Annotated in this window: 8 protein-coding genes, 1 pseudogene and 1 CRISPR repeat array; all 9 genes and pseudogenes read left to right on the top strand. The window is 69.2% G+C overall.

What is annotated here, in order from left to right:
• Nucleotides 1–237 (top strand): hypothetical protein (locus tag OG456_RS50360; RefSeq protein ID WP_266571892.1); only part of this gene is annotated, 237 nt, incomplete at its 5' end.
• Nucleotides 237–809, top strand: a complete 573-nt coding sequence (locus OG456_RS50355) for a hypothetical protein (RefSeq protein WP_266571891.1) — start codon at nt 237–239, stop codon at nt 807–809. The genes OG456_RS50360 and OG456_RS50355, both read left to right, overlap by 1 nt.
• Nucleotides 810–1,122: 313 nt before the next feature.
• Nucleotides 1,123–1,824: pseudogene (locus tag OG456_RS50350) on the top strand (DUF2637 domain-containing protein); the annotation flags it as partial.
• A gap of 2,597 nt (nt 1,825–4,421) precedes the next feature.
• Nucleotides 4,422–4,750: a CRISPR direct-repeat array (repeat unit 22 nt; unit sequence GAGTCACCCCCGCTCGCGCGGG).
• Between the two features lie 243 nt (nt 4,751–4,993).
• Nucleotides 4,994–7,837 carry a CRISPR-associated endonuclease Cas3'' gene (locus OG456_RS50345; protein WP_266571890.1) on the top strand — a complete coding sequence of 948 codons (2,844 nt, stop codon included), beginning with the start codon at nt 4,994–4,996 and terminating at the stop codon, nt 7,835–7,837.
• A gap of 304 nt (nt 7,838–8,141) precedes the next feature.
• Nucleotides 8,142–9,689, top strand: coding sequence for a type I-E CRISPR-associated protein Cse1/CasA (casA, locus tag OG456_RS50340; RefSeq protein WP_266571889.1), 1,548 nt, complete (start codon nt 8,142–8,144; stop codon nt 9,687–9,689).
• Nucleotides 9,689–10,312 (top strand): type I-E CRISPR-associated protein Cse2/CasB, encoded by a 624-nt coding sequence (gene casB / locus OG456_RS50335; protein WP_266571888.1) that lies wholly within the window; start codon nt 9,689–9,691, stop codon nt 10,310–10,312. The genes casA and casB overlap by 1 nt, the downstream gene beginning before the upstream one ends.
• 89 nt (nt 10,313–10,401) lie before the next feature.
• A complete protein-coding gene (gene cas7e, locus OG456_RS50330) occupies nt 10,402–11,574 on the top strand; it encodes a type I-E CRISPR-associated protein Cas7/Cse4/CasC (RefSeq protein WP_266571887.1) in 1,173 nt (390 codons plus the stop codon).
• Complete coding sequence (gene cas5e, locus OG456_RS50325) at nt 11,571–12,389, top strand: type I-E CRISPR-associated protein Cas5/CasD (RefSeq protein WP_266571886.1); 819 nt, start codon at nt 11,571–11,573, stop codon at nt 12,387–12,389. Before cas7e ends, cas5e begins: the two co-directional genes overlap by 4 nt.
• The gene (cas6e, locus tag OG456_RS50320) at nt 12,359–13,030 is read left to right on the top strand and encodes a type I-E CRISPR-associated protein Cas6/Cse3/CasE (protein WP_266571885.1); all 672 of its coding nucleotides are present in this window, start codon (nt 12,359–12,361) and stop codon (nt 13,028–13,030) included. The genes cas5e and cas6e overlap by 31 nt, the downstream gene beginning before the upstream one ends.
• Nucleotide 13,031: the final 1 nt, after the last annotated feature.

Here is a 13,031-nt window from a genome sequence, read left to right as displayed (position 1 = left end):
TGGCGGCCGGACTGGCGCATGAGCATGGTCGCCGAGGCGTCCGTGCGCCACTGGACCGTGGCCTTCAAGGCGGTCCAGGAGGGCCACCAGCTCATCGCCCTGCGCAACGTCGACGCGGCCGTCTTCTGGACGCCACCCGGCACGCCCCCCGCCACGTACCGGATCGGGACCGGCTTCGGCGAGGTCAAGGCCAAGTTCATCCAGCCGGGCGAGATGATTCCCGAGGGTGACGACTGATGGCCGGCCCCACCGGCCACGGAGGGTCCCTGGGCGCCGCCCTCACCGACCTCCTGCGCGCCCAGGTCACGCCCCGCCACCGGCTGTCGTCGTACAGCGCCAAGCACTGGCACGCCCAGCTCTCCCAGCTCACCGGAACACACCGCGGATACCAGGCCCTGGAAGAGTCCGGGCTCGACGTGACCGTCAAGACTCTTCTCAACTGGCTGTCCGATCCGGAGTACAACGTCCGCCGTAGCTACCGCGATCTCATCCACACCGCCTACGAGAACGTCGCCCTCGTCCCTGCCGACCCGATCCCCGACCAGGTCAAGAACGGCCAGTTCGAGATCAGCGGCTATGTCACCACCGGCGCCGACCGGCGCGAACGCGGAACACGCAAAGCCGCGCCCCTGCGCATCGACGGGAGCCAGGGTGACTGGGACGCGATCGAGGAACTCTGGACGGCCGGCGAGCTCACCGACGACGAACTCGAAGACCACTTCATCGACGACGTCATCGTGCAGGACATCGGTGAAGGCACCGACGGATGGGAGTTCGACGGAAACAGCTACGCCGTTGAACTCAGGTAACACGGAAGGGAACCCGCGTGAGCATCGGCCCGGGTGCGTGGGGCGCGAGTGGGGTGGGCTGGCAGGAAGGTTGTCGCGGGTCGAGTCTCCCGGGCACGTGAGATGGTTCGGCCGGTTCAACTTCTCGGTCCCTGTTGGATGGGTCAACTGGTGTGTGGTTGTGGGCAGTTAGCGGTTTGCTGTGTCGTGGCTTGTTCGGGTGTGCAAAAGTGAATTGTGGTGGGTGAGTTGACCGCGAGGTGATGGGGGTTGTTGGGGCGTGCGGGGCGGGGGAGGAGCAGAGGGTGAGGGTGGGTTAGGGCGGGAGGATGGTGTGGCCGCGCCGCAGCTGACGCGGACGCACCGCATACTCATGGGCGTGGTCGTCGCGGGTGCGGTGGTCATCGCCGGCATCGGTTTCGCGGGTTCGTACGCGGCCGTTCGCTCGCTCGCGCGCCGGAAGGGGTTCGGGAACTTCAGCTATGTGTTCCCGATCGGTATCGACGCGGGTATCTGTGTACTGCTCGCGCTGGATCTGCTGCTGACCTGGATCCGCATCCCGTTCCCGCTGCTGCGCCAGACGGCGTGGCTGCTGACCGCGGCGACGATCGCGTTCAACGGCGCGGCTGCCTGGCCGGACCCGCTCGGGGTCGGCATGCACGCCGTCATCCCGATCCTGTTCGTCGTCTCCATCGAGGCGGCGCGGCACGCGGTGGGCCGGATCGCGGACATCACGGCCGACAAGCACATGGAGGGCGTGCGCCTCACGCGCTGGCTGCTCTGTCCGCTGCCCACGTTCCTGCTGTGGCGCCGCATGAAGCTGTGGGAGCTGCGTTCCTACGAGGCGGTCATCAAGCTGGAGCAGGAGCGCATGGTCTACCAGGCGCGGCTGCACTCCCGCTTCGGGCGCGGCTGGCGCCGCAAGGCCCCCGTCGAGTCCCTGATGCCGCTGCGCCTGGCGCGCTACGGCGTCCCGCTCACGGAGACCGCTCCGGCGGGGCTCGAGGCAGCGGGCATCGAATCACGGCTGCTGCCGGCCGCGCGGCAGCAGCCAGCGGAGCTGGAGTTGCCGATCGACGCTGTAGAGGTTTCTGCGGCAGAACCTTCGGGTGCGTGGTTCGCCCAGCAGTTGCCGGCGCACCATGTCGAGGCGGCGGATTCAGTCGACTACTTCGGCCCTTTTGAGGAGTTTCTGGCTGAGTATCAGGTCGTGCCGACGGCGGCTCAGTTCGCGCACTATCTGCGGGATGAGCATGGCGCCGCCCAGGTCGACGGCAGTCCGCTGCCGGAGGGGGAGCTGGTGCCGCTCCTCGCCGAATATGCGTTCAGGAGTGAGGCGAGCGTGGGCCGCCAGAACATGGGCGACGGGGAGGGGCCACAGGCTGAGGTGCCGGTCTCGCAGGAGACGTGGGCGGCGTTCTATTGGGATGTGGCCCGTGCCTATGTCGAGGAGTTCGGTGCCTCACCCGATGCGGCAGCGTTCGCGCAGTACCTGCGAGAGCGCTACAACCTGGATGCTCCCGAGGCGCACTTGCTGCCCGCTGAGGTGACAGCGGAGCCACTCCCAGCCCCTAGCGTCGCGGACATGAGTCCCGCCGCCGGGCTGGCGCCAAGCAAGACTTCGTCGGACGACTTGGTGCCGGTTCCCTCACAGCGGGACCGCGCACAGATCGACGTAGCCCTCGACACTTCCACGACGCAGGACGACGCAGGGGAAGTGGGGGAGGAGCTCGCCCGGCTCACGAACCCCGACCGGTACTACCGCGCCTACCAGAACTACGTGGACACCCACGGCAGGGAACCCAAGGGCGGAGCAGCCTGGGAGGAGATATCCCAACAGCTTGCTGCGTCTGGTGTCCTGGGCGACAAGGGACAGCCGGTCAGCCCCAGTACCCTGCGCCGGTACGCACTGGAGCAGCGCATCTACCGCCGGTGGGCCGACGCATACGGGCGCCTGGGTGAACCTCCGACGTACGAGGCGCTGCTGAATCGGCTCGCCCACGACGGGATCAAGTCGGGCAACCGGCAGCTGACCCGCGACGATCTGCAGCGCGCCGAGCATCTCGCCTCCGGGTTCGAGCGCCGATACCAGGCACTGCGCAGCCACCACAGCAGTGCGCACCCGTAGCCTTATCCACTGCGCAATACAGGGGGAGGTGCGCACTCATCTGCGCAGCGGCCGGCGGCTACAGGCACGGCATTGGGCAGTTCAACGACGTTGCACACTGTCCTGACTGCACTTTCTTACTGCTCAAGTCGTTGACGCGAGGCCACTGGCAATGATTGCGCAACGGGTGATGGTCCCCTGCGTGCTGACTCTCGCTTCGATGCCCGACTAACCTCTCACCGCAGTGTCATGCGTGGCGCGCCATTGGGCCTGGTCAGGGGCGATGGCCCACCGCAGAGGAGTGAGTTTTGCGAGTGCCATGCTGTGAGAAACCCCAGTTCAGATTGCTGAGAATCGCAATACGAGCATGCCCGTGACCTGCGGAATTGAGGCTTGCGACGGGTGAGAGAGCCCGCTGCCCTGTGTATGACGGATGCGCATGGCCGCAATCGTGCGCATGCTCCCTGTGGCTGGGGAAGCCACTCGAGTCGGGCGCTGCCTTCCCTGCGTGGGCGAGGGCCCTGTTTTCTGGCCGTGGTGAGTGCCAGTCAGCCCATTCCTGCTCGTGTGGACCACACTGTCGTGCAGCTCATTGAGAAGTCCCCGAGAGAACCGCCCCCGCTAGCGCGGGGCGTACACGGATCAACAGCGCCGAAGCTGCCGTTCCCCCAGGAGTCAGCCCCGCTCGCGCGGGACTTACCCGCCACCACCATCCAGCGTCAGCCTCTTGGGGGGACCCCGCTCGCGCGGGACGTACTGCTCTCCTACGCCATCCTGGCTCCCGAGCGCGGAGTCACCCCCGCTCGCGCGGGACGTACGTGACGATGACCCAGAGCAGCCTCGCCCTGAAGGAGTCACCCCCGCTCGCGCGGGACGTACCCTCCGTGACGTGCAGTCTAGTAGGAACAGGCAGCGAGTTTCGACCAGTTGTACTCAAGAGCCGTGGGAGACAGGCGGGCATTAGGCAGCGCCTCGAAGATCTCCGGGCTGTGAAAGCCGGGGACGGTGCTCATCGCGATGCCTCATTCCTGACGACGGTCGGGATGACGATCTCGTAGTTGGTGCTGACTCTCGCTTCGACACCCGACCAACCTCTCCTCTCATTGCAGTGACATGTATGGCACTCCATTGGGCCTGGTCAGGGGCGATGACCCACCGCAGTGGAGTGAGTTTTGCGGGTGCCATGCTGTGAGAAACCCCAGTTCAGGTTGCTGAGAATCGCAATACGAGTATGCCCGTGACCTGTGGAATTGAGGCTTGCGACGGGTGAGAGAGCCCGCTGCCTGGTGTATGACGGATGCACATGACCGCAACCGTGCGCATGCTCGCCCATGGCGAGAGAAGTCAGTCGAGCCGGGCGCTATCCCTCCGCGTGGGCGAGGGCCCCGTTTTCTGGCCGGTGGTGAGTGCCAGTCAGCCCATCCCCGCTCGTGCGGACCGCACTGTCGGGCAGCTCATCGAGAAGTCCCCGGGAGGACCGCTCTGCTCGCCACCCGAAATGTACGGTCTCGGGCATCGTCGTGCCGGAGTCACCCCCGCTCGCGCGGGGGTACGACGAACTGACCGACTGGGACATGGCCCATCTGGAGTCACCCCCGCTCGCGCGGGACGTACACGGTGACGGTGCACGACTCCTATGACCCGCTGGAGTCACCCCCGCTCGCGCGGGACGTACGACGAGATCGCCGCGCAGCGTGCGACGCTGCCGGGGTCACCCCCGCTCGCGCGGGGCGTCCACCGTCACCACCCGGGACGTCTACGCCACGAAAGAGTCACCCCCGCTCGCGCGGGCCGTACGCTCAACAACTGTTTACAGACCTCATGGATCAAGAGTCACCCCCGCGCGCGCGGGGCGGAGGCTTGCTGACGTGCGACGTGCCAAGAACTGAGCGCGATTCTAGGCAAGTTGAGTGCGTGCGCTTCCGCAACTAGCGGTGGCCAAAGTAGCAGAGTCCGGGGGCGGAGCGAGCTGGGCGAGTCGATTGGTGCCTGCACGGGTGTGGGGGAGGGCCTCGACGGGTGGTAGCGGAGGACAGCCCTGGGGTGGGGTCGTCTGTTTATCCTGCTGATCTCCCGGCCTGGTGGCAGAGTTGGGGTGGTGAGTGCGTTAGAGGACGGACGTTATGGCGGGATTGATGTCAGCCCGTGGGGCAAGTGGGATGCGTGGAAGTCGACTGGCTATTCCCTGCTTTTCCACTTGATCGATGTAGGTGCGGTCGCCGCCGAGTTGTGGGACCAGTTCCTCACTGGCAGTCAACGGGCAGTTATTGCTGCCGGGTTGGGACTTGAGCCTGAACAAGCACGGGGCGTGGTGGCGTTTTTGGCGGCGTTGCATGACATCGGGAAACTGTCACCGCATTTCCAGCGCCGCAGGCCAGCGGCGTGGCTGAGAGTGTCGGACGAACTGCTGGCCGATGCGGGGCGCGTGGCGGAGGTGGATCACGCCCGCGTGTCGATGCACGCTGCACTGGGTCTGTTGGCCGAAGTCGGCTTCACGCTCGGCGGCAACGATAGTCCGGCGGTGCGTGCGGCGCAGTGCCTTGGCGGGCACCATGGACGGTTTCTGCAGCTCGACATCGATCAGGGGGCCTCTGCGGGCAGGGTGGCGGCCGTGCTGGGCGGACCGCGGTGGCAGGAGTTGCGTTCTCGCTATGCCCGTCTGCTGTGGCATCAGTTCGCTTCCGGTAAGGCCCCGGAGCGCATGTCGGTCCCCCCCGCGGTCCTGATCACCGGTTTGACCATGGTGGCGGACCGATTGGCCAGCCGGGACGCGTACTGGCTGCGCAACGCGCACGCGTCCGCCTTCGGTGCCCACGAGCACCACGCGCTGGCCCGTCAACAGGCCCGGGAGGCGGTGGGGGAGTGCGGGCTCGCCCGGATCGTACTGCCGCCGCTCGCGTTCACCGCTGCCCACCAAGGGGTTGAGGAGCCCAATGAGGCGCAAGCCGCGGTGCTGAAGCAGATGCCGCAGGCCGTGGCCGAGCGGGGGGTGGGCATTGTCGCGGTCACGGACGCCACCGGCACGGGCAAGAGCGTGACGGCCCTGGAACTGGCGCGGATCTTCAACGAACGGTGCGGCACACAAGGGGTGGCGTGGCTGCTGCCGAGCACGGCCGCAGCCAATGGCATCTACGAGACCCTCGACCGGTACGTGCGCGCCCACTCGGTCGAGTCGGCCCGGGTCGAGCTGGTGCACAGCCACAGCTTGGTCAGCGCCGCCTACACCGACCGGGACTTGGCCGGCGACGACGCCTCCGTACTCGGCGGCTCCCGTGATCTTGCCCCGTCCGCAGGCGAGGCGCGCGTCGAGGGCGATGGTGCGGACGCGGCGCCGCGCGGCGGGGATGCCGCTCTGCTCACCCAGTTCACCGTGACCACCGTCGACCAGGCGCAGATGGCGGCCCTCCCGGTGCGCTACAGCGCCCTGAGACTGCTGGCGCTGAGCGGCAAGACGGTCATCGTGGACGAGGCCCATGCCCTGTCGGCGTTCAGCCAGCTGCAGCTGCGCCGCCTGCTGGCCTGGCTGGGCGCACTGGGCTGCCCCGTCGTGCTGCTGTCGGCGACCTTGCCCGCTTCCACCTGTAACGACCTGGTCCGCTCCTACCTTTCGGGAGCCGGACACCGCCCGAGCGACCTCAACAACCGCCCCCTGGCACCTGCTTACCCCGGATGGATGTTCGCCGACGCCCGCGAAGCGCGCACCCTCCACATGGACGACACAGCCCGCCAGGCGCACCTGAAGGCCCAGCGCCGCCCCGTCCGCATCACGCTCCAAGACGTCACCTACCGGCGCCTGGAACAGGCCGGCCGCACCCCGGTGGCGGGGGAGCGCCTGACTGCTGTGGCCGACGCTCTAACCCCGGTCATCGATGACGGCGGCTGCGCGGCCGTCGTCTGCGCCACCGTCGCCGACGCGCAGGACACCTACGCCTTCCTGCACCAGCTGAGCGGATGGGCGCCGGGGGAGCTGCTGCTGCTCCATGCCCGGCGCGGCGACGGGCTGCGCGAGCGCTTGCTGCGCCGGCTGCGCCACCGGCTGGGGCGCTACGGGCCGCGCCCGACCAGGCTAGTGGTGATCACCACCAGCCTGCTGGACACCAGTCTCGACATCGACGTCGACCTCATGGTCAGTGACCTGGCCTCGCTGGCCCGTTTGCTGCAGCGCGCCGGCCGGCTGGGCCGCTTCACGCACCATCAACCCGGCCTCGCCCGCCCCGCCTGGTGGGATCCCGAAGCGGGCCCGCAACTGACCGTGCTGCACCCGGTCAACTCCCGTGGCGCCACCGCTCTGCCGCCCGGCTGGCACCGTGTGGAGCCCGCCGCCGTGCTGCACGCCACCGCCCACCTGCTCACCCGCGGCGACCTGCACAACGTGACGCTCCCCGATGACGTGCAGTACCTCGTCGAAGCCGTCCACGGCGCCGACTCACCCTTCGCGCAGGAAACGGCCCGTCTGCAGCGGCTCATCGCCCGCCACACCACGCGCGTGCTCGCCGAGGAACACCACAGCGCCGTGCACCTGGTGCCGGCCCCGCAACGGGTGTCCTCCCTGGCCGACCTGCACCGCCAGCACCTGACCGCCGCGCAGGCCGCCACCCGCCTGGGCACCATGCCCCGCCGCTTGCTGCCCTGCTACCGCACCCCGACCGGACGGCTGACCCTCGACCCTGAGGGCCGGCACCCGCTGCCCGACCAGCCGCGCCTCAACTCCCGCCAGATCCGCACCATCCTGGAACACAGCCTCCCCGTACCCGCCGCCTGGGTGGCAGGCCCCCACAGCGGCCCCGCGACGCCCGACAGCTGGCAACGCCACGCCCTGCTCGCCGACACCGTCCTGCTGCCCACTGAGACAGGTCAACCAGACATTGACCACTGTTTCGGACAGTACCTGCTGCGCATGGACCCCGATCTCGGCCTGATCCACCGCAAGGACCAGCACTGACCGGCGCGCACCCCCTGACCAAGCGGTGCAATCAGGCCACGAAATGACAGTCAGAATTCCTCACTGTTTGTGGGCGCCGCCACCCGCGTGATTCGCTACCAACCACCGCTGGCGCCTCGACCATGGCACCAACACCCCTGTCCCACAAGGACATTGACGGACCTCACCAACGTCGCGCCGGCGCCCTTTCGACCCTCGCACGGCACACCGCCCCCACAGGTGCCGCGGCAAGAACCACCGCCGCACCCCACCCATGACCACCCCAGATCCCCGCTGCCCCCTGCCCGCAAGGCCTGCCACTGCCATGCCCGAATTACCGCCGCCCCCCACCTACAGCGCCGCCACCAACCCCTGGATCGACGCCCGCACCGGACCCTCCTACCGGCGCGTCGGCCTGCAAGACCTGCTCCTCAACGCCCACACCCTCGACGACCTCGCGCTGGCCGCGCCGCCCGCAGCCTCCGCACTGCTGCGGATCGCCGTCGCCATCGCCGCCCGCATCACCGGCCTCGACGACCCCGACCTGACAGCCCAGCAGTGGACCGAACTGCGCCGCGAGGTCCTCCACACCGGGCGTCTCGATCCCGCAGACGTCCACACCTACTTCACCCGCCACTGTTGGGACGTCTTTGATCCGCACCGGCCCTGGCTGCAGGATGCAGCCCTGCGCGAGCAGTGCCCGCCGGACGGCATCAACGCCCTCGTCCACCGCCCCGCCGGCAACAACCTGGTCTGGTTCACTGCGCCCGGCGACACCCCAGCCCCCGTGCCCACCCCCCACGCCCTGCAGCACCTGCTCATCTGGCACTTCTACGGCCGCCACGGCACCGGCCGCGTCCGCACCGTGGGCAGCCGCTCCAGCAAACAGCTGTACAGCGGCCCCTTGCGCACCACCGTCTCCTACCACCCCCAGGGCCGCACCCTGTTCGAGACCCTCGTGGCCGGATGCCCGCCCTTCACCGGCGAGGAACAACTCGAAGCCGACCTGTGCCCCTGGGAAGCCCCGCCTCCCGACCCGCTCGCTCCACCCCATCCCATCACCTGGCCAGGCCGCCTGCTGACCGGCCGCTCCCGCCACGCCCTGCTCCTCGTGCCCGATCCCACGGGGAGCGCGGTCACCGACGCCCATATCAGCTGGGCCCTGCCGTCCAGCGACGCGTTCCTCGAGGCCAGCGACCCCTACCTCGCCCACACCACCCCGTCCGGCCAACACGACCGCGCCGGCGTACCCCGCCGCGGCAGACGCCGCGCGGATGCCGACCGCGCCTGGTGGCGCGAACTGGACACGCTGCTGCTGGCCCCCGACGAAGACCGCGCGATGCGCCGCCCCGACATCTTCAGCACCCTCAACGACCTGCCCGAGGACCTGCGCCAAACCCTGCGCGTGCGCGTGCACGGCTTCCACCAAGACCCCGTCCTCACCATCAACCGCCAGTGGTACACCGCCCTGACCCCGCCACTGCTGCACTGGATGCAGGAACACGACCCCGCACGCGCCCAGCGCATCGCCGACTGCTGCCAAAGCGCGGAAGAAGTCGCCGAAACCCTGGACCACGCCGCCCGACAGGCCTGGAAGGACATCCGGCGGGCCGCCCCCCGGCGCAACGCCGGCGCAGCCTGGGCTGCCGACGCCACCGCCCGGTACTGGCCCGGCGCGGAGAAGGCCTTCTGGCGCCTGCTGGACACACCAGACGAGCCCGTCCGGCCCGCGTTCACCCGCGCCGCCGCCGGCGCCCTGCGCGCAGCCACCCAAAGCGACCGCGCCCGCAGCCCGCACGCCGCCCGTGCTGTCGCACGCGCCGTACGCAGCCTGCACACCCCACACCACACCCAGCGAAAGCGGCGCACCTGATGCCGACCATGGACCAATACCGCAAGGAATACGACCAGTTCACCGCATCCGTCCACGACCTGTGCCAACAGGCAGGCATCCGCCGGGCACTGGGCACCGGACGCGGCCGCCCGGTCGCCGAATGCACCGACATGCACCGCTACCTGCGCGACACCAGGCGCAAACCGGCCCGCCGCGCCTACTACACCGTCGCCAGCCTCATCGCCCTGACCGGCGCGGCCCCACAAGACGACCACGACAGGCCCTGCGACGCCCCCATTACCCCACCCAGCACCGACCGTCCGCTGCACGAGAAAAACTCCACCGACTCAGCGCACCCGGCGTCCGCCTGGTTTTGCCGGCCCAACCTGGGCAGCACTCTCGCCACCGCCATTCACGAGGCCGGCTACGACGAGGAGCGCACCGAGCAGAAGCTGCGCCTGCTCACCCGGCTTGGCGAAGACCAACTGCATCGGCGTCTGCCCTCAGAAATCACGCGGCTGAACGGCAAAGGTCTCTACCCGGACTGGGCAGTGCTCCTGGGCGACCTCGTCGAACGCCACTACGACCACCACCGGGTCAATCTGCGCTGGGACGACGCTTTCGCCGACGTCCTCGACGCACCCGTCCTCCCCGGCACCTGACCCACCCCCTTTCTGCCATGCCGCCCCTCGGCACAGCCACGCCGCTCGCGGCCGGGGGAGCGGGCACCACCTCACCGTTCAGGAGTCCTGTGTACGTCCCTGCCCGCTACCTCGACCTGCACATCCTTCACGCCGTGCCGGCCGCCAACCTCAACCGCAACGAGTTCCAGGAACCCAAAAGCATCACCTGGGGAAACGCCGAGCGGACGTTCGTCTCCAGCCAGGCCTGGAAACGGCCCATCCGCCACGCCGTCGAGGGTGAACTGGGAGAGTACGCCGCCCGCACGCGCACCCTGGCCCTGGTCCTGGCCCAGCACTTGAAGGACACCGACTGGCCCGACGACCTCGCCGAATTCGCCGGCGCGCAGACCGTCCTGTCCGCCAAGAAGGACGGACTCAAACACGAGAGCGACTTCCGCACCAAGGCCATGCTCTACCTGCCCCGGGCCGTCATCGCCGACCTTGCCGAGCTGTGCCAGGACAGCCGGGCCGAACTGGAAGAGGCCCTCACCGCCCACACCGCAGAAGCCGCCGACGACCCCAAGAAGCGGAAGAAGGAACCCGCGCCGGTCCTCAACAGCAAGCAGGTGGCCCGCCACCTGACCCGGCGCACCGCCAGCATCAACCTCCTCGGCCGCATGCACGCCGAACTCGCCGACGGACACGTCGAAGCCGCCGTCCAGATGGCACCGGCCTTCACCGTCCACCGCAGCAACCCCCAGCCCGACTACTTCACCACCGGCGAGGACTGGCCCCAACACGGCGACAAGGGCGGCGCCCACCTGGAAACCGCGTTCCTGACCGCCGGCGTCTTCTACCGCTTCGCCACCGTCAACATCACGGAACTCCTCAACAACCTGACCCACGACGCCCGCCCCGACATCGCCCGCGACCTCATCGAACTGTTCACCTGGCACTTCATCATGGCCATGCCCGGCAGCCGAAAGACCGCCACCGCCCCCCACACCATCCCCGACCTCGTCTACTACGCCGTCCGCGACGCCCGCCCCATCTCCTACAGCGCCGCCTTCGAACAACCCGTCCAGGCCGACGCCCGCGGCGGACACCTCGCCCCCGCCCTCACCACGCTGACCGACTACGCCGCCGTCAGCGACCGTCTGGCCGGCACCCGCCGCCGTATCGCCCACGGCCACGCCACGAGCCAAGCCCCGCTTGAGCATCAACTCGGTACCCACCACCTCTCGTTCGACGATCTCGCCGCTGCCTGCGCCACCGCAGCCCTCACCGGCACCGCGGTATGAGCGGCCTCATCCTGCGCCTGAGCGGCGTGCTGCAGGCCTGGGGCGAACGCGGCACCTTCCACCACCGCGACACCGGTCCCTTCCCCACCCGCTCCGCGCTGATCGGCATGATCGCCGCCGCCCAGGGCCGCCCCCGCACCCAGGCCCTCGCCCCCTACCCCCACCTGCCCGGCAACCCCAACCACCACGACCTCACCTTCACCCTGCGCATCGACGACCCCGGCACCCGCTACCGCGACTTCCACACCGTCGGCGGCGGCTACCCGCCCGGCAAACGCCTGCCCACCGCGAGCGGCCGCCCACGCAAACAAGAGGAATCCACCCTCGTCTCCCACCGCGACTACCTCATCGGCGCCTGCTTCACCGCCGCCGTTCAAGGCCCCACAGCCCTCCTCGACGACATCGCCGAGGCACTCACCACCCCCCAGTTCGGCCTCTACCTCGGCCGCCGCTCCTGCCTGCCCGACGAACCCCTCCTGCTGAGCGCCGACAGCACCGACCCCGTCACAGAACTCCGCACCCGCGTCCCCCTCACCCGCACCACCCCGCCCACCCCCACCGACACGACCCTGCCCACCACCTTCGTGTGGGAAGCGCCCCCACCCGGCGCCCACGCCACCTACCCCGACCGCGAAGCCACCAGCGAACCCGCCGACTTCACCCCCCACACCCGCTCCCACCTGCCCCGCCCGCTGTGGCTGACCACCGAACACCTCCCCGCCGCCCTCCACGCGGGACCCCGCCCCATCGACGCCCTGACCACCTACCTCACCGGAGCACCCCCGTGCACGCCCCCACCCTCACCCAACTCCTGATCAACCCCCGCCACCGCGACGCCCGCCACGACCTCACCGACAGCAACCAACTCCACAAAACCCTCATGCGCCTGGCCCCCGACCACCTCGGCCCCGCCCCCCGCGCCAGCGCCGGCATGCTCTACCGCATCGAGCCCGACCGCCACCCCACCCTCCTCCTGCAGACCGCCCAACCACCCGACCTCGCCGCCCTCCCCACCCACTACGCCACCACCGCCCGAACCCGCAGCCTCGTCCCCATGCTCCACGCCCTCACCCCGAACCTGACCGTCCGCTACCGCATCACCGCCGCCCCCACCGTCTGCCGCTCCGCCGGCAACCCCCACCCCGACCCCGTCACCGGCAAACGCCGCGGCAAACGCACCTGCCTCACCGGAGACGACGCCCTGGCCTGGTGGCACGACCGCGCCCGCAAAGCCGGCCTCATCACCCTCACCTGCCACAGCACCCCACGCCCCTTCCCCCGGCACGAGAGCACGCACAAAATCCCGCACTACAAACTCACCCAATTCGAAGGACTGGCCCGCATCACCGACACCGACCTCCTCACCCACGCGATTCGTAACGGCATCGGCAAAGCCAAGACCTACGGCGCAGGCCTCCTCTCCCTCGCACCCGCCACACAGCCCCACCACCGCTAAA

It is taken from the genome of Streptomyces sp. NBC_01446, from assembly GCF_026340095.1.
Classification (GTDB): Bacteria; Actinomycetota; Actinomycetes; order Streptomycetales; family Streptomycetaceae; genus Streptomyces; species Streptomyces aureus.
This window is presented reverse-complemented; position numbering and strand designations above follow the sequence as displayed.